The 18,038-nt window shown below is 44.4% G+C and carries 18 protein-coding genes; 7 read left to right on the top strand and 11 right to left on the bottom strand.

What is annotated here, in order from left to right:
• The first annotated feature begins 2 nt into the window (after positions 1–2).
• Both QXT17_RS03430 and QXT17_RS03425 read left to right on the top strand, forming a co-directional pair.
• Positions 3–842 (top strand): carbohydrate ABC transporter permease, encoded by an 840-nt coding sequence (locus tag QXT17_RS03430; protein ID WP_052885558.1) that lies wholly within the window; start codon positions 3–5, stop codon positions 840–842.
• Positions 843–846: 4 nt separating this feature from the next.
• On the top strand, positions 847–1,923 hold the full coding sequence (locus QXT17_RS03425; protein WP_020963138.1) for an ABC transporter ATP-binding protein: 1,077 nt from the start codon (positions 847–849) through the stop codon (positions 1,921–1,923).
• On the opposite strand, the gene QXT17_RS03420 is transcribed toward QXT17_RS03425, so the two are convergent.
• The 4 genes from QXT17_RS03420 to QXT17_RS03405 are packed head-to-tail and all read right to left on the bottom strand — an operon-like array spanning position 1,916 to position 6,094.
• Complete coding sequence (locus tag QXT17_RS03420) at positions 1,916–2,929, bottom strand: TrmB family transcriptional regulator (protein ID WP_020963139.1); 1,014 nt, start codon at positions 2,927–2,929, stop codon at positions 1,916–1,918. The genes QXT17_RS03425 and QXT17_RS03420 overlap by 8 nt on opposite strands.
• 58 nt (positions 2,930–2,987) lie before the next feature.
• Complete coding sequence (locus QXT17_RS03415) at positions 2,988–3,275, bottom strand: ferritin family protein (RefSeq protein WP_020963140.1); 288 nt, start codon at positions 3,273–3,275, stop codon at positions 2,988–2,990.
• A gap of 51 nt (positions 3,276–3,326) precedes the next feature.
• Entirely contained in the window at positions 3,327–5,420 is a 2,094-nt protein-coding gene (locus tag QXT17_RS03410; protein ID WP_020963141.1) for a glycoside hydrolase family 65 protein, read from the bottom strand.
• Positions 5,417–6,094 carry an HAD family phosphatase gene (locus tag QXT17_RS03405; protein WP_020963142.1) on the bottom strand — a complete coding sequence of 226 codons (678 nt, stop codon included), beginning with the start codon at positions 6,092–6,094 and terminating at the stop codon, positions 5,417–5,419. The genes QXT17_RS03410 and QXT17_RS03405 overlap by 4 nt, the downstream gene beginning before the upstream one ends.
• A 295-nt stretch (positions 6,095–6,389) precedes the next feature.
• Here QXT17_RS03405 and QXT17_RS03400 point away from each other — a divergent pair, with 295 nt between their 5' ends.
• Complete coding sequence (locus QXT17_RS03400) at positions 6,390–6,902, top strand: nitroreductase family protein (protein WP_020963144.1); 513 nt, start codon at positions 6,390–6,392, stop codon at positions 6,900–6,902.
• Here the strand turns inward: QXT17_RS03400 and QXT17_RS03395 are convergent.
• Genes QXT17_RS03395 through fba form a run of 4 tightly spaced genes read right to left on the bottom strand, consistent with a single transcriptional unit; the run spans position 6,899 to position 10,017 of the window.
• Entirely contained in the window at positions 6,899–7,336 is a 438-nt protein-coding gene (locus tag QXT17_RS03395) for a YkgJ family cysteine cluster protein (RefSeq protein WP_020963145.1), read from the bottom strand. The genes QXT17_RS03400 and QXT17_RS03395 overlap by 4 nt on opposite strands.
• A gap of 19 nt (positions 7,337–7,355) precedes the next feature.
• Entirely contained in the window at positions 7,356–8,231 is an 876-nt protein-coding gene (locus QXT17_RS03390; RefSeq protein ID WP_020963146.1) for a VIT1/CCC1 family protein, read from the bottom strand.
• 35 nt (positions 8,232–8,266) lie between these two features.
• Positions 8,267–9,202, bottom strand: coding sequence for a carbohydrate kinase family protein (locus tag QXT17_RS03385; RefSeq protein ID WP_020963147.1), 936 nt, complete (start codon positions 9,200–9,202; stop codon positions 8,267–8,269).
• The gene (fba, locus tag QXT17_RS03380) at positions 9,202–10,017 is read right to left on the bottom strand and encodes a class I fructose-bisphosphate aldolase (RefSeq protein ID WP_020963148.1); all 816 of its coding nucleotides are present in this window, start codon (positions 10,015–10,017) and stop codon (positions 9,202–9,204) included. Before fba ends, QXT17_RS03385 begins: the two co-directional genes overlap by 1 nt.
• Before the next feature lie 122 nt (positions 10,018–10,139).
• Here fba and QXT17_RS03375 point away from each other — a divergent pair, with 122 nt between their 5' ends.
• The 4 genes from QXT17_RS03375 (at position 10,140) to QXT17_RS03360 (ending at position 14,809) form a co-directional block, all read left to right on the top strand.
• Positions 10,140–11,714, top strand: a complete 1,575-nt coding sequence (locus QXT17_RS03375; protein ID WP_020963149.1) for an NAD(P)H-hydrate dehydratase — start codon at positions 10,140–10,142, stop codon at positions 11,712–11,714.
• A 67-nt stretch (positions 11,715–11,781) separates the two neighbouring features.
• Complete coding sequence (locus QXT17_RS03370) at positions 11,782–12,603, top strand: twin-arginine translocase subunit TatC (protein WP_187147009.1); 822 nt, start codon at positions 11,782–11,784, stop codon at positions 12,601–12,603.
• 49 nt (positions 12,604–12,652) lie between these two features.
• Positions 12,653–13,843 carry a hypothetical protein gene (locus tag QXT17_RS03365; RefSeq protein WP_020963151.1) on the top strand — a complete coding sequence of 397 codons (1,191 nt, stop codon included), beginning with the start codon at positions 12,653–12,655 and terminating at the stop codon, positions 13,841–13,843.
• A 141-nt stretch (positions 13,844–13,984) separates the two neighbouring features.
• The gene (locus QXT17_RS03360; protein WP_020963152.1) at positions 13,985–14,809 is read left to right on the top strand and encodes a twin-arginine translocase subunit TatC; all 825 of its coding nucleotides are present in this window, start codon (positions 13,985–13,987) and stop codon (positions 14,807–14,809) included.
• Between the two features lie 3 nt (positions 14,810–14,812).
• Here the strand turns inward: QXT17_RS03360 and QXT17_RS03355 are convergent, their stop codons facing one another.
• The 3 genes from QXT17_RS03355 to QXT17_RS03345 all read right to left on the bottom strand — a co-directional run bounded on the left by QXT17_RS03355 (position 14,813) and on the right by QXT17_RS03345 (position 18,030).
• Entirely contained in the window at positions 14,813–15,667 is an 855-nt protein-coding gene (locus QXT17_RS03355; RefSeq protein WP_187147010.1) for a GNAT family N-acetyltransferase, read from the bottom strand.
• 170 nt (positions 15,668–15,837) lie between these two features.
• A complete protein-coding gene (locus tag QXT17_RS03350) occupies positions 15,838–17,340 on the bottom strand; it encodes an archaellin/type IV pilin N-terminal domain-containing protein (RefSeq protein WP_020963154.1) in 1,503 nt (500 codons plus the stop codon).
• 78 nt (positions 17,341–17,418) lie between these two features.
• Positions 17,419–18,030 (bottom strand): MarC family protein, encoded by a 612-nt coding sequence (locus QXT17_RS03345; RefSeq protein WP_020963155.1) that lies wholly within the window; start codon positions 18,028–18,030, stop codon positions 17,419–17,421.
• Positions 18,031–18,038 lie beyond the last annotated feature (8 nt).

The following is an 18,038-nucleotide window of genomic DNA, read 5'->3' as shown; positions in this document are numbered from 1 at the left end:
GGATGCTGAGGAGTGAAATTAAAAGATTGCTCCTTACAGGTCTAATTTATACGGTCATGACTTTACTAGCATTAATCTACTTGATGCCATTCATACGATCCATATTTGCCTCTTTTATGACGTGGAAGCAAGCCTCAGCATTCCCGCCTGAATGGATACCAAATCCATTCACACTTGAAAACTACCTTAAACTGTTCAGGCTAACTCTTTTCCCCCGATGGATAATTAACACAGCGCTTGTAAGCGGTCTAATTGTTGCCGCTAATATTATTACCTCGGCTACAGCTGGATATGCTTTCGCATGCCTGAAGTTTCCTAAAAAGAACCTACTATTTAGCGCCTTACTCACATTGTTAATGGTACCACCATTCATCACACTCATACCTAACTATATATTAGTAGTAAAGCTTGGTCTCATTGATAATCTCCTGGGACTTGTTTTACTTGGTTCGGCAAGTGTTTCAGGAATATATTTAATGCGGCAGTATTACTTATCTCTAGGAAAAGAACTTTTCGAGGCTGCTAGGATAGATGGTGCGGGGCCTATAAAGGCATTCATCTATGTAGCATTGCCTCTTTCAAAGCCAGCGTTAGGCGCCCTCGCAATTTACCAGTTCTTGGGTGCCTGGAATTCTTTCCTCGGACCGCTTGTCTTTCTAAGAAGCCCTGAGAACTATACATTGCCCGTCGGACTAAATTTTGCCTTTAGCCGTAACGTGTGGACAGAATATACTCCAATTATAGCTGGAAGCCTGATAGCGAGTTTGCCAACAATTATTCTTTATGTTGCTCTTAACAAGTATATGATCCGTGGGGTTGTTGTCTCAGCTAAGAAGGGGTGATAATATGAGTGTAGAACTAAGAAATATCACTAAAAAATTTGGAGATGTAGTAGCTGTGAAGAATGCCAATTTGAAGATAAATAGGGGCGAGTTTTTTGTATTCCTTGGCCCTTCTGGATCAGGCAAGTCTACACTCCTGCGGATTATCGCTGGACTTGACGATCCTGACGAGGGAGAAGTGCTAATTGACGGCATCCGTGTGAACGAATTAGATCCAAGTCAAAGAGACATAGCCTTTGTATTCCAAAATTATGCCCTCTATCCTCATATGACAGCATACGATAATATAGCTTTTCCACTAAGAATGCGTAAAGTACCAAAAGAACAAATTCATGCGTCAGTCCTAGAGGTCGCAAATATGCTTGGAATTACACACCTACTATCAAAATATCCCTATCAAATGTCTGGCGGAGAACAGCAGAGGGTTGCTCTAGCACGTGCCATTGTACGCCGTCCAAAGGTATTTTTACTAGATGAGCCATTGAGCAATCTTGACGCAAAGCTAAGAGTTAGGCTAAGATTTGAGCTCAGAAAGCTTCTGCATGACCAGCTTCAAACAACAACCATTTACGTTACTCATGATCAAACGGAAGCAATGACGATGGCAGACAGGATTGCAGTAATAAATAAAGGAGAAATCCTTCAAGTAGACTCTCCTAGTCGGCTCTACGAATACCCAGCAAATACTTTTGTAGCAGGCTTCATAGGGACACCTCCAATGAATTTACTTTCGGGAAAAATAAGAGAGCAAACATTGGAAATAGGAAACCTAAAGATTAGAGTCAATCTTCCCGATATAAAATCCCAAGAGGTAATAATCGGTATCAGACCACAGGATCTAGAAATAAACAGGGATAGAGGCATAGAAGTTAAAATTGTTGGTGTAGAGAAGCTGGGCGCAGAATACATTGTTCACGGAGTATTCCCTGATGGCGAAATAACAGTTCACATGGGAAAATACCTACCAGAGCTTTTACACTCAGAGTCAAAAGCTTTCGTCAAACCAGTAGGACCAATATATCTATTCGACAAAGCTACCGAACAACTCATAACTGTTATTAAAGAGTACACACTTATGTAGTTTCAATTGTTATTTCAAATCCTTCAATATCCTCTAGATACGCATCTATTCCTCCAACGGTAACCTTTTTTCCATCCTCAGTAACGATAATAAGTGTTCCAATGCCTTTAAAACTATTCTCATAAACCTGCTGTGGAACTCCTCTTATATATGCACTTTCTCCACTCTTTATCCACCTACCCTTAACTGTAACAATTGCTTTTCTATTCATCTCTTCAAGCAATTTAAGATGATCAAGGGCTCGAGTCAAATGATGATACGTTCTCTTTCTCACTTTATCAAATTTGCTGGAAACAATTTTTGCCCCAGCTCTTAAATAACTTAAATAGTAAACAGCAAAAATCTTCATTAAATTCATATCAGTTACCCTATATGCGACAGGATCCTGAGTTCCCCAATTAACAACGGCCGTAACCATCGAGAAATCTGTTATCACAAATTGTGGAGCACGTGTGGGTCTAACTCTTACTTCGTCAAACAACTCAACGAGCCCATTGTAGTTCTCGTCGTATAGGACGAGGCAAGAAGCTATATTCTCTAACTTTGCCTCAGAAACGTATCTTTTTACAAACTCCGAAAAACCAGAAACCAGAATCTCGTTTCTTGCACTCTTCAAACTTGATATAACTAAGTTTTCTACGGCATCTGGTCCAGTAGCCGTCCAAACACCAGGTTCCTCAGAAGTGCGTCCTATCATGGAACTTTGTTCGACAATTTCCTGAATAGAAAGAAGTTCTTCTTGGTATCTCTTTTCAACTAATTTTCTGAGAGCTATTCCTGGATCAACAATTGTAAATCTTCTAGGTCTACCCTCGCTAGTAACTATCAGTCCCTTAGCTTCCAGTGATTTGGTAACATCATAAATTCTAGGCTGTGGGATTTCACCTTTCTTTGCTAATTCTGTTGCAGTGAGGGAGCCATGAATAAGCAAAGCTATATAGGCGCGTGCCTCGTAGTTTGTTAAACCAATTTTTTCAGCTAGTCTTACAAGTTCCTCTATAGCCACCTTTATCTCAGAAAAACAAAGCTTTCTCTATTTAAATAATTAATCATTGTTTCTAAAATTATTCTTCGAGCTCTTTGACTTCTTTCTTTCCCTTCTCTAGTTCTTTTACTTGTTCAGGATCTAGTTTCTCGAGGAGAGTCAAGAATTCTCCAACATGTGTTTTTTCCTCCCGAGCTATGTCCTCAAAAACCTTTTTAGCGAGGGGGTCATCCGTCGCGCTTGAAAGCTGGAGATAGAGGTTTATAGCATCTAGCTCAGCAATAATCGATAGCCTTACTGCTTGAACCAGCTCTTCGCGAGATAGCTTCTTTCCAGAAGGAATCTCGATAGGGTTTTTTGCCAACATAGCAAATTAATTTTTAATTAACGTAATATAAAAGTGTTTGGATGCTTAGAACTATAATTCAACCCTAACGTTTTGTCCCTTTATGGTTACGTTGAAGGCCATTTTTACATTTGAGATTTTTTTAGGATCCAAGGTTGGCCTTTCGTTTTTAATGTGTATTCCCGCTAGACCAAAAAGTATGGCTGTCCAGACTCCTGCAGCAGATCCTACATGGAAACCATCTTCCACATTTCCGTAAAGATTTCCTAGATCCGCAGATGCAGCTAATTTTAATAGCTTAAATGACTCTTCTGTTCTCCCGAGATATGCAAGGACAGCAGCATACATTGGAAGTGAAAGGGAAGATGCGTGGGTTGTTCGGGGAAAATAATAATCAAAATTCTGTGCAATAATTTCCTTATTGAATTTCTCTTTGAGAAGGAACATGCCAGCCAGAACATCGGCCTGTTTTATGAGTCTAGTTTTTGGAATGTTTTCTCTTATTTTCTCTGGAAGACATTTCTCTCCAATACAACCTTCGGGGACCTTAAAATCGGGTAGCTGAAGATAACCCTCGAACTCTTCACATATGCCATTTGTCAGACATGGCAGGTAGATTTTTTGAGAAATTCTACGCCAATTTTGAACTTCTTCTTCGCTAGTAAGACCCTCAGCAATTTTTCTCCAGTTATTTTTCTGCCTCGACAATTCAAAATATTTTACTCCAAGTTCTAGGTTGTGCTTAGCCAGCAAATTAGTATAGAAATTATTGTTGACATGCACATGGTATTCATCTGGACCAATGACATCCTCTATTACATAGGCATTTTTTTCTTGGTCATATTTGACTCGAGAGCTCCAAAACCTAGCAGTTTCAAAAATAATCTTAAGTCCACATTCCTCCATGAATTGCTCGTCCCCTGTAAACGTATAATACAAATCTACAGCATAAGCCACATCCGCTGTTATGTGTTGTTCTAATTCGCCAGTCTCTATCAGCACAGTCTTTGAACCAGTAAGATCTAAGGGAACAATGCGGGGTGTAGCCTCATAGCCGTCATCTGCACTCTCCCATGGAAATCTCGCACCTTTAAAATTGCTCTTAGTAGCATACTCTTTTGCTGCCTGAAGACACTTACATCTGTATTTTAGCATGGCTTTTGCAGCCGAGGGCTTAAAGAAGAGGTAAAAAGGAAGGGAATAAATGTCTGCGTCCCAAAATACATGCCCCCTATAACCATATCCATGCAGGCCTCTGGCAGGCAAAAGAAAAACATCTGATTCATCGTCATACATCTGTAAAAGATGAAATGTGTTAAAATAGAGGTAACGTGCAAAGTCTATGTCTCCCTCGATGACTAAGCCTATTTGTTTCCATTCTTTTTGCCAAGCAGTGGTATGGGTTTCTAGTAGTTCTTGGTACGTTTTTTTCTTCGCGATCTCAGAATATTTATTCAGGGTACTTTTTTCTTTTGCTACAATTACCTTTTTGGCAACTTTAATCGCCTGGTTAGGATCCACATCTATGCATCCCAGGAAACCTATTTCATTCTCGTCGCTATATGGCCGTAGCTGTAAATCATTAGATTCAGCAAACATTTTGAAGTAAACATCATATATTTCGTCCTCTGTACGCACATGAAGGTATGAATCATTAAAACTGTCGCTCTCTACAATTTTAAACAGCTTAACATGCACTTGGGGGGGAACCGACTTATTGCTTACCGAGAGCTCGATAGGGAGTCTTATGCATACCCTTCCAGCAAAGTTAATTGGTCTAAAACGGAACTCTTCAGCAAAGATTCCCTTGAAAGTTTTATGCACAATTCTTGAACTTTCATATTTTAGTTTTCCAATGCTAGACTCTAGAATTGATTCGTAATAGACGATACCGTTCAATGTATCTAGTTTTATAATCGTCTCACCACTTATAGGTCTGAAGGGCTCACCATCAATGGTTAAATATATGGGAGTTATTCTTGGAAGGTTCACTAGCTCCCTATAAAAGATAGGTGTATAGCAATAAACCCCTGAAACAAAGGTTCCAAATTCTGACTTTGATACTTCTGGGTCTCCACGTACACTGATAAAACCATTTGAAAGGGTGGCAAGTGTAGCTATTTCTTTTAAGCTTCTTTCTTTACTAGAAAACTCGTATGTTATCATATCTTGCACCCCACCTTATTAAGAAACTCTTGAAGAGGTATATTGGAGAAATCCTCAATAACGGCATCAGCTCCATAGTTTAAAAGTTCCCGGTGAAAACAACCTATAGCCTTTTGATTGAGTGATTTAGCTGCTAAAATTCCTGAGGGAGCATCATCAAAGAACAAAATACACTCCATATCTTCATGAAATATTTCTTTCAGTTTTTCAATTGCATTTTTAAATACTTCTTTCTTTGTCGCTCCAGAACCACTCACATCGATATCGAAGAGCACCGCCAACTCAAGACCACTTTTTTTGCGCTCTACCTCTATAAGCCGATGGACATTTCTCGATGCCGAAGCTAGAACCTGTATTATTCCTTCTTGCCTTGCTCGCTGTATAAACCTTATAACGTCTGTTCTTAATTGATACTCGCCTCTCTCTATTAGTTCCAAGTATATGTTAGTTTTAAGTGAAGCAAGGGTCTCCACTTCAGTTTGACTTGGTGATCTATTTGCTAGTTTGCTCAAAATATTCCATGCACCCTCGAGACGAGGCTTGCCAGATACATATTCATGGTAGAAGTTGCTGGTAAAACCAGTTATGCCTAGTCTTTCACATGCTATTCTCCATGCTTTTTCATGTGGTGTTTCGACGATGACTCCGTCGAAGTCCCATACAAACCCCAGCATACACTAAATACTACTTGAAATAGTAAATAAATCTTTCCAACAAACATAAAAAGATGTTAATTTGTTCGAGATGAAGCTTCCAGCAAAAACGCAGATGCCCCTTAATCAGTTCTTCTTCATTGTATTCTCCTCGAAAATAAATATAAAGACCATCCACATAATGATAGCGAATGATGAATTTGCCGAGTATTGAGATATGATAGACCATTCATGAACTGACATGTTTCTTCACAAGAGACGATAATACTTGGCTAGGCGATACTTTAATATATCCATGTTTAGACTAACCAAATGTATGTGTACACAAGAGTCCCGCTGTAGAGAGTTCTTGCTTTCGAGGAGAAGTATAAGGCGTTTCAGGGAGGATCCTGTTCCAGACGAACTCATAGAGAAGGCTTTGGACATCGCCCGTTTTGCGCCAAGTGCACACAATAATCAGCCCTGGGTTTTCGTAGTCGTCAAGGATAAGGAAAAACTCCGAAAACTAGCCGAGATACACAGGTGGTCGAAACCTATCCTAGGCTCGCAGGTAGCGATAATTGTTTTCTCGGACTCAAAGATTTCTCCTAGGTCCCACCTTGTCGACGGCTCTATTGTAGCAACGTATCTATGGCTCGCCCTACACTGTGTTGGCCTCTCCACTGTTTGGATATACACATTGGAACAGGCAGAACAAATTAGAAATATCGTCAATGCCCCAGAACACCTCATGCCAGTAGCTATTTTCCCCGTAGGCTTTCCAGCAGAATCCCCGCCGCCGCGTCCAAGAAAACAGCTAAGCGAGATAGTCAAAATTGACAGCTTCTAGGCGTCTTGAGAATAGTCACGAGCATTTTCCGAGAGCCAGTCTGCTTTAATTTTTTCATAAAACCTCAACACGTGCGAAGCAAGCTTGACTACTTCTTCCTGTGGAACGTCTTTTGCCTTTGGACACCGTGGGTCTACATGCACCCATAGCTTGGGGCTATAGATGAGAGGATACAGCCTGCAGGCCTCTGGCCTCATCTCATAAATTTTACATGTGTTCGTAGCTGTGTCGAGAAACATGCAGTGTCCATCTATGTTTCGAAGTATGGGGACACCTAGCCGAAACTCTATGAATTCTTGAGCTTTGAACCCTAGGTTCTCTATCTTCTTAATGTCTTCCCGTGTGAGAGGAACAACTGCTTTATAGCAACATGCTCCACAAAGCTTCCCATTTATCTTGCAATCGACTCTGAGTTCTGGCTTCTCTATAGTCATAGACATGTTTCCATGGTTTTCAGGGTCTAAATCCGAGTAGCTGTTCCACGGCTGTCCCGAAGAGGTAGCCTACTATTACTACGAGAAATATTATTCCAGTGTTTTCGAGAAAGTCCTTCTTGAAGGATCCTCCTAGAATAGTTGTACTGAAGAAGGTGAATCCAGCCAAGACTAGGAGAGCAAAGAGAATCGAGAGGGCGAGGGCCGTTGGCACAGAGAGGCCCATGAAGAAGGGAGAGGTAAGGAGCACAACGGTAGCCATGTACATCAAGCCGGTAACCGTAGCAGATTTACCGGGGCTCTTTCCCCTCTCCTGTTTAGCCTGGAGATAAGCCGCTGCAGCCATAGACATCGAGGCGCTTATGCCCACGATGAGTCCAGAGATGCCCGTATAGATGGGCGAAGCTGTATATCCCAGGAAGCCTGCATGAACGCCTGACAGCTCGATAATTGCGTCGCTCATTCCCAGGGCTATCGAGCCCAGGTGTCTAACAGCGAATTCGTCTATCTGGCTTGCGAGGGCGCCCTCATGGTACTTTTCTTCCTCTATAATTTTTTCCAGAATCTTCTTGTCGTTGTCAGAAAGTGAGGGCTCCTTTAGAATCTTCTTGTACTCCTCAACTACGTCAGATTCGTGTCTCTCCAGAAACTTAATGATGAATGTTTTTCCCAGGAGCCTCGACATAAAGAGGTAGATTCGGAGCCTTGCCTTTTCATAGCCAGTGAGCTCAATTCTTCCGGCAAACTTAGACCAAAACTCGTAGTGCATGTATTCCTGTTTCGAGAGCTCCTCGAGAATCTCTCTGTTTCTTTGATTCTTTTCATGCTTGGAAAGCTCGCCATAAAGAAGAGAATCAAAGAGTTCGTCACGAGCATAAGCACGAAAGTCCGGCATATAGGTCTTAAAATTAATAATAAAACTTGGAAGCTTTAACCTTTTCTCTGCTTCTCGAAAACAGCTATTGCCTCGTTCCAGGTTGGAATCTCATGTGAGCCCAGTCTCGTAACTTTGAGTCCCGCAACAATGGTTGCAAACCTCACGGCCTCCCTGAGCTCAAACTTCTTGAGGCCCATTATTAGGCCTGCGGCGAATGCGTCGCCTGCTCCAGTCGTGTCAACAACTGTCTCAGGCCTGTAGCCTGGGACCTCGAACACTTCTCTCTTTGTTGCCACATATACGCCTCTGGCGCCTCTCTTGATAATTACCATTCCTACTCCTTCTTTCAAGAGGGTCTCTGCTGCTTCCTCGATAGACTCTGTCCCCGTCATGGCTTTTGCCTCTATCTCGTTGGGGAGAACGATGTCTGCATACCTGATAACTGGTCTTAGGGCTTCTAGCCCTAGACGGGCCTGCCTCCTGCCGGGGTCCCAGGAAATCCTTACGCCAAGCTCCTTCGCTATCTTTGCTATAGAGGAAGCCGTATCGACACGTAGACTAGCGATGTGGAGATGCTCGGTCTCTCGTAGAACCTTTGTATTCACTTCTTCAGGAGTCAAGGTTTCTGCAACGCCCTTGTCGCCATACATGATTATTTGTCCGCTTGAGTCTATGATTACCAGGGTAAATCCTGTCTTCCCGTTTAGTGCGTCTATCCTTACATTGGAAATGTCTACGCCCTCCCGGACGAGGTCTTCCAAAGCGTTTTTCCCAAAGTCGTCGAAGCCAACCTTGCCTATAACTGCGCTTTTTCCACCAAGCCTCCTGATACCTATAGCCACATTAGCCGCGCTACCGCCGACTCCGTGGCTCTGGCTCTTGATTGCGCCCTCCTTGTCCGGAGTAGCAAACGCGTCTACACAGAACCTGAGGTCAAGCAGAATGTGTCCAAGCGTCACTACGTCGAATCTAGATTTTTCTGCCTGCATTATTGCTCAGCCATCTTTAGTGCTTCTTCAGGTGAATAACCCTCGTGGACAACTGCCATAATTGCTTTTGCAGCGCCCCTCGGGTTCTCGTGCTGGAATATGTTGCGCCCCACGACCACTCCCTGTGCACCGGCATCCATCACGCTTTTGACGACATAGAGAAAGTCTAGGAGAGTTTTTGCCTTTGCCCCTCCACTCATCAGCACTGGAACGCCTGCCGCAACCTCCACTACGCGCCTGAAGGACTCTGTGCTTCCAGTATAATAGGTCTTGATTAGGTCGGCCCCACTCTCAATGGCTGCCCTGACGCCATACCTGACAACCTCGACGTCATACATGTTCTTTATCGCTGGACCACGCGGATAAGACAACTGGAGAGCCGGCAAACCGTATCTCTCTGCCTCCCTCTTAACCTCAAACCACATCTTCAGCATCTGGTCCTCAAAATTGCTTCCCCAATACACAGTGGCGGCGACAGCTTCGGCTCCTAAAGCCACAACGTCCTCCACGAAGCCGAACGGGCTTTGGAGAAGCTTTTCCTGTTCGGGTCTAAGACTGGTCTTGCTTGTTACCTTAACGATTAGCGGGACCTTACCTGCCCAAACTTCGTGGGTCAGGTTAGCCATGCCCGGCAAAAGCATAATTGCGTCAACAACGTCAACTACTTTCGAGAGGATCTTCCTAGGGTCGATGGTTTCTCCAGGAAAGTCTGCGGGACCGTGCTCCACGCCGTGGTCAAAAGCAAATATAACGGCTTTGCCATCCCTCAATATTCGTTGAAGCCTAACCTTTTTCCCTATATACCCATAACCCATACTATTTCAATTTTATTTACATCTTGAGACATACAAATAGTATTTGTAATCACGTCTGGTAATCATTTTGTAGGAATAGATAAATAATAAAAAATAATAGCTCGAGCACACTTAAAACACACGTGAAGGTCGCATCATCTAATGAAATAAGGCTTCTAGACAAAGAGGCAGTCGAAAAATACGGCATATCCCACGAAATCCTTATGGAAAACGCTGGGGCCGCAGTGGCCCGCCTCATACTACACACAGCCTCAGAAGAAGACACAGTCGCGGTCATTGCTGGCCCCGGAAACAACGGAGGAGACGGGCTGGTATGTGCAAGGCACCTGGCAAGCCATGGGATGGACGTACATGTCTATCTAGTTGCAGACCCTGAAAGGCTCTCAGAGCTAGTCAAGAAAAACTTGGATCGGGTAGCCCTGGCTAATATCCCAGTAGAAAAAGTTACGGAGAAAAACGTGGAAGAACTACAAGATGTTCTCCCATTCTACGACGTTATAGTCGACGCCCTTTTTGGTACAGGCCTTACACGGCCACTTGAAGGAGTCTACAAGGAGGCAGTAGAAGCGATAAACGATTCTGGCTCGCTAGTTGTTAGCGTGGATATCCCTTCAGGTATAAATTCGGATACAGGGGAAGTAATGGGGACAGCGGTAAAAGCAGACTTTACTGTCACCTTTGGTCTTCCAAAGATAGGTCTCCTGCTCTACCCGGGCGCAGAATATGCAGGCGAAATCCTAGTTTCACACATTTCTTATCCAAGGAGCCTAATCGAAGACGACAGAATAAAGGTAGAGACAAACGACCCACTGTACCCCCCACCTAGACAGCCAGACACTCATAAGGGAGACTATGGCAAGGCACTTTTCATCGCCGGCTCCAAAAGGTACTACGGCGCCCCAATGCTGGCGTCCAGATCATTCCTCAAGGCTGGCGGCGGCTACTCTAGACTAGCAACAGTAAGTAGCATAGTTCCTTTCCTGGCAATCAGAGCCCCAGAAGTAGTCTACGAAGAGCTTGAAGAGACCAGTTCGGGGACAATATCTTACAGGAATCTGGAAAAAATCCTAAAGCTCACAGAAGCCTCAGACATAGTTGCGATAGGCCCAGGCATAGGGCTAGACGATGAAACAGCCAGGCTCGTCCTCGAACTCATTCCGAGGATCAATAAGCCCCTAATCATTGACGGAGACGGCTTGACAATCCTAGCCAGAGACACAACAATCCTCTCCACACGTAAATACCCCACCGTTATTACTCCGCATCCTGGAGAAATGTCTCGGCTAACGGGAAAACCAATAGAGGAAATCAAAAAGTCTAGGCTAAAAACAGCACTAGAGGTAGCCCAGAAACTCGGCTCCTACGTTGTCCTTAAAGGCGCACACACAGTCATTGCCACGCCTGAGGGCAAGGCATACATTAATCTAACAGGAAACCCCGGAATGGCCACCGCTGGAAGCGGCGACGTCCTCGTAGGCGCAATAGCCGGCATGTACGGTATCGGCTACGGCTTCGAGGAAGCAGTAAGAATGGGCGTCTTCGTCCACGGCTTAGCAGGTGATCTAGCTGCCGAAAGCATCGGAATGGACGGCTTAACTGCTGTTTCAATTATGAATTTCCTGCCGAGAGCGATGAAGGAGCTAAGGGAAAACTTTGAAAGAATATACAACGAGAATTCATTGCCTGTTCTGGTGTAGCCACTTCACCCTTTCATATCTATGCTCAAAGAACACATAAATACAGGCCAAACATATGGATAAAACTATGTCTGAGGAGTTGCCAGAGAAGCCATTGCTTGACCACGTGATGGATTTCCTAGAAATGGTTAGGAGAATACTAATCTACATAGTGGCGTTTCTTATTTTGCTGGTTTTTCTGCCCGCCCCCTGGATGTTGCCGAACTCCTATGATCCATTAATTTTTGCATTCATGAATATTACTAACCACTATATGCTCGACTTTCAGCACAATATCTTTAGCAGGCCATTCGCAATCCTGTTTGGTGTTAATGGTTCTAGGGTTGTTCTTATTAGTCATGGGTGGTTTGATTCTCTTACTGCTGCTATTTTGCTTGCTGTTCTTTTGGCGGTTACTGTTCTTAGCCCTGTGATTGCTTGGGAGGTTTATAGGTTTGTTGAGCCCGGCCTGTATAGCCACGAGAAGAGGATAGTCAAGCGCTATATGGTTTTTGCACTCGCCCTGTTCGTCTCTGGCGTCATATATGGCTACACAGTAGTAATGCCAATAATTTTCAGTGTAGCTGTATGGCTCGCTACCCTAGGTGGTGCAAGCCTGTTCTTCTCTATCCAGGAATTTTACGAAAACATACTTCTAGGCTCCCTATCTACTGGGGTCTTCTTCATGTTTCCATTGGTAATATTAATCCTCAACAAAATGGGTATAGTAAGCTATGAGACGCTCAACAAGAATTGGAGGTACATTGTCTTTATTGGCTATGTTTTTCTGGCCCTAGTAACTCCCGACCCAACACCATTCAGCGATCTTGCTTTAGGCATACCCTTTGTCGGACTATACTTTCTCTCAATGTGGCTAGTAAAAAGGTCGGAGAAGAAACAAAAACACTAAACCTAGGAAATTCTATGAGTCGACAGTTCAATAAGGCTGTGGATCCACAATGATAAACGAGTTTTCATATCTAACGAGGCAAGAAGTCTTAAGAGAAATGTCTAGTTTTCTGGCTGGTAGATGGATTGCCGTACATTGCAAGAGAAAAATGAAGGACGGAAGACCATTGCTCGTCAGGTACTGGAAAACGGTACCGCTCAAGGCATCTAGCCCAGCAGAACTATTAGCACTAATTGACAGGCTGAGGCCTCTACAGCCCAGAGCCTTCTACGGGACAGCCAATATATACTCCAGGCTTGAAACAAGGGAGGACGCGCTCAACTACGAGGAAAACGTGACAAAGAGGACGGTTACATGGGACATTGACTCTACGCCGGAACACTGGAGAGCCACAGTCGAAGCAGCAAGGACAATTGTAGACTTCCTGGAAAAATGGGGTGTCTCGAAGAGTGTCTGGCTAAAGTGGAGCGGGAGGGGTATGCATGTACATATACATGAAAATGCCGTCTCGCAAAGCATTCTTGAAAAACATGGAGTCATGGATGTAACTTGGTCTCTCGCCCAATTCGTCCTAGAAAACATTAAAGAAAAAGTCGCACAGATCAACACCATGTATGGCTCCAAGATAAAGGTAGAGAATCTCATGGATCCACAGAGAGTCTTTACTGCACCGCTAAGCCTGCACAGGAGCCTAGACGTTGCATGCATAGCACTGAAGCCAGGAGACCTAGATTCGTTCAGGCCGGAGTGGACCAACCCAGACAACCCGGTACACAACCGCGACTGGCGCATATTTGTAGAGGGAGAAGCTGACACCTTAGCTGAGGAAGCTGTGAAAAGAATAGGAGGCTACTTGAAAAGATCCATAAAGCAACAACTAGTAGCAGAAACAGTAACAGCTCCCCCTGTCTTCGAGAACCCCTCAGGACTCCCTTTGGAAATAAAGCTTAGGTTCAACGAGTTTCCAGGGAGCCTTAAGGGCAGAAAGCTATACCTAGACCCCATGAAGGCTGTCCGGTTGCTTGAAGACGTTCTTAGCCACTATGTTCTAGGGAATATTTCACGCGAAGAAGCAATAAGCTTCCTCGAGGCCACGAGAAAAGTTACATTAAAGGCTCAGGGATACTCCCAAAGAGACGTGGAGATACTTGAAAAGCTCTACGAGCAGGCAATATATTGGCTTAGAAGCTACTCAAAGGAAGAAATAGAGAGAATTCTCAAGAACCATAAGAGCAACTAAGTAAAGCCCGCTGTCGGCAAGACCGGGAGGCCTCACCTATCGGGAGGTAGCCAACCTCCTCATCCTTGCAAACAAGAATATCATGGAAGATTATAAAAACATTTTCTTACCAATATCTGCTAGTCAAGGTGTCTAACACTTATGTCTGAGGAGTTGCCAGAGAAGCCATTGCTTGACCACGTGATGGATTTCCTAGAAATGTTACGGAGAATACTAATCTACATAGTTTCCTTCCTAATCCTCCTTCTCTTCCTGCCTACACCATGGCTCCTTCCAAAAACATATTACCCATTTCTCTTCTACTGCATGAACCTAACCAACCACTACATGTTGAACTTTAACGAGAACATTTTCAGTAGGAATTTCGCCACAATGTTTGGTGTTAATGGTTCTAGGGTTGTTCTTATTAGTCATGGGTGGTTTGATTCTCTTACTGCTGCTATTTTGCTTGCTGTTCTTTTGGCGGTTACTGTTCTTAGCCCTGTGATTGCTTGGGAGGTTTATAGGTTTGTTGAGCCCGGCCTGTATAGCCACGAGAAGAGGATAGTCAAGCGCTATATGGTTTTTGCACTCGCCCTGTTCGTCTCTGGCGTCATATATGGCTACACAGTAGTAATGCCAATAGTGTTCGTCGTTGCCGTTTGGCTTGCCACTCTTGGTGGCGCCAGCCTATTCTTCTCCATACAAGACTTCTACCAGAATATTCTCATAGGGTCACTAGCTACAGGCGTATTCTTCATGTTTCCCCTAGGAATTTTGGCCTTGAATAAGGCCGGAATCATAAGCTATGAGACGCTACACAATAACTGGAGATACGTAATTTTCGCGATTTTTGCAGTACTTGCAATGATAACTCCTGACCCCACCCTTATCAGCGACATTGTGCTGGGTCTACCCTTTATTGTCCTATACTTCTTCACGATGTGGCTAGTAAAGAGATCAGAAAAAGGCAAAAAGAAAGTCTAAAATTTACTGAGAAGTGTCCAGCTCCTTCTCGAGTAAAAACTCTGTCTTCTGGGTCTTGAAGCCTGCTGAAGCAAGCTCCTCTATTATCACCTGCTTTGAAGAATCAATAGGCACCTCAAGCTCCTCGGCTCCTAGCTCCAATCCAACGTCTCTGAAGCCCTTAAGCAAGGCCTTCAAAGCCTCGAGAGAGTTGTATGATGAGAGTGCCACATACTCTGCAAAAAGTCTCTTGTCCTCGACGGAGAACTCTGAGACGCCCCTCACGCGGCCAGACTTGTATACAGTAAGGGTGTGTTCGCCCATTCGGTACTTCTTGTAAATCATTCTGTCGACAGGCTCTGTCAGCTCGCTCCACATAGTCGTAGGCTTATACTTGTGTGGGTTGCTCCTAAGCGGCGTCTTCCTCCAGACAACCCTGTACCCCTCTGGAGCCTTCTCAGGTAGAGAACTAATTTTAACAGACATGAAGAGTATCAAGCCACGGATATTGTATCCCTTCCTCAGGTAGAAGTCTAACGCCCTCAAATTGTTGTCCTTCACACTCAACAAAATCCTTTCAACCCCCTTGTTCGCCATAATTTCCTCTAATGCCGTGAGGAGCCTTCCACCAATACCTAGACTCCTATACTCTGGATGGACAGCCAGGCTGTCAACGTACACATTTTCCCGGTACTTGTATGCAATAACAAACCCCACAATCCTGTCGCCTTGCTCAGCTACAAGAACAAACCTACGCTTCGACCGCACAGACAAAAGCGCCTTGAACCAATCATAGTCCTCCTCGTCGAGCCCCTCCAAGCTGAGCAAGTGTATCCTAAATATGTCTTCCAGGTCACGGAGAGTGGCCGAACGAATCAATATAGAAGAACCACTCTCTTCAATGTCTTTACTTATGGAGCTTTGTAGTCAAGTCATTCTATCAAACCCACCGTTCAAAACATCCTTAGCAAGTAGCTTTATAAATCTTTCTATTCATTCCAAGCAATTTATTCATTTGGATAGGCGCGCTCTGTGGCTGGGGCTGGGAGCTACGGCGCATACAGTAAGCTGACATTGTCAACCCTGATGTCTACCTGGTTCAGATTACCCCCTGCATTGAGTAGAGCCTTAATTCTTAGTGTGTACGTTCCTGGAGCTAGTCTTATAGATAGCTGGGCGGTGAAGGTGTCTTCACTTGGCTCGTTACGTTTCTGCCAGCTTATAGTTTGGCTCCAGAGAATTGTGGAGCCGCTCTCAATGGATACGACGAGTTGCAGTGAGTTAGCTTGTCCCGGTGGGTGTGCATCCATGTAGTAGTAGAGTTGTAGCTGGGTGAGTGTTGTCGTGCTGGACACGGTGAAGGTTTGGCTGATGCTTGCACTTATATCCCGTGGGTTAGTGAGGTTTATGCGGGCTAGCTGTAGGCTTGTGTCTATCCTCCACGGGCTTTGAAGAGTCCAGTATGCACTGCCCTGGGAGAAGTCCCCATTCTTGATAAGCTCACCATAAACTGAGACCATGAACGTTTTCTCGTCGTCCACCCGCGTAGTATTCAGGTTTAGTGCCTGTATCTTCCACGTGTAGGTACCAGTGCTTGCAGGCAGAGTTACTGTGAGTGTTGCTGTGGCTGTCTGGCCGGCTGGTATTGATAGGGTCCTGCTGTTCACAGTGTTGCCGTATTGGTCGATCACTGTTAGGACGGCGCTCCCGCGGGCATTCCCAGTATTCTGCACTGTTACAACAAGCCTCTGCTTAGACCCCACTGGTCCAGCAATACTACTATTATAAGACACGATACTGAAAACCGGTAGATACGTGACGACACTAACCTGAACCGTTTTCTCGTCGTCTTGGTTCCCAGTGGCACTGTTTATAGCTACTATTCTCCACTGGTAGTTGCCAGAAGCAGGTGGCAAAACAACACTCAGAGATACATCTGTCCTCTGCCCAGGAGAAAGACTAACCGACGCCGAACTAGCAACATTACCACTAGAATCCAAGACCCTTACAACAGCCACACCACTAGCACCACCATCATTAACAAGGCCAACAACAAGCCTCTCGCTAGAGGAAGGAGCACCGAGAATGGTAGAATTGTATGAAACGATTGAAAAAAGAGGAAACTGTAGCGGTTGCTGAGATACCGAGGATATGTCTAATACATAAGTTGCTATGGATATGCCGCTAGTGGATAAGACGCGTAAAGCGTATTTCCCAGCCTGGATCCCTGTGGGCAGGGACACATTTACCGTCTCTAGCTGGCCTGGCTTCAGGGTCAAAGGACCCACGTCAACTATATATTTGGATAATCCCGTTGCAGGGTCATCTAGAGATACTTTGTCTATCTTTATCTCCTCGTTGCCGATATTCCTTATATATAGTGTCAATCTGTTAGATGAAACTGATACTGCCTCTATCTTTAAGAGTACACTTACACTACCTCTACTTTCTGTACGCAGACTTGGGAGCCAGAACCAGATTAGCACGACAGCTACTGTGGCAATAAAAATTAATAGCAAGGTAGCTATAATTGGTGAAATACCCTTATTCACATTTGCTACTATTAAAATAATTAACCTTCCCAAATAAAAATCTATCTCATATTTATGACGTGCTAGCCGCTACTTGGCTCATTTGGACGCTATACCCCACTCTAAAAGAGCCTTATGTATCATTTCGCCGCTTATCCCAGCTATAATTATAGCCATGAATCTACCCAAGCTTCTAACAAAGTTTTTCCCGGCCTTTTCTAGGAGCAACTCTCCCGAGCTAAGCGTCACGAAAACTAGCACAGTGGCGATTACTACTCCCAGCATCGTCGTTGCAAAGCCCTCCGATACGCTGAGGACTATCAGGGTGGTAATTGTTCCTGGACCGACGAGGAGGGGTGTAGCTATCGGGACAATGAGTGCCTCGTCCATGCTTTCTAGGCTCTTTGTCCTGCTCATTCCCGAGAGCATATCAACTGCTATAACCATGAGCAGGATTCCTCCACCAAACCTGAGGGAAGCTATGCTAACATTTAGCAGTTTAAGCAGTGGATCTCCCAGGAAACAGAAAATAGTCATCAGCAATAAGACGATTAGCGAAGCCTTCCTCACAGCGTGTCTCTTCTGGTCTTGGCTCCAGGCCTCTGTGAGACTTGCAAAGGTAGGTATAACACTTAAGGGGTTAAGAACGGCATAGAGCTGTATCGAGACAAGAAACCCTTTTATGAAAAAATTAGCCAGGTCTGTAACCATTAGCAAGC

It is taken from the genome of Thermofilum sp. (genome assembly GCF_038871435.1).
Classification (GTDB): domain Archaea; phylum Thermoproteota; class Thermoprotei; order Thermofilales; family Thermofilaceae; genus Thermofilum; species Thermofilum adornatum.
This window is presented reverse-complemented; position numbering and strand designations above follow the sequence as displayed.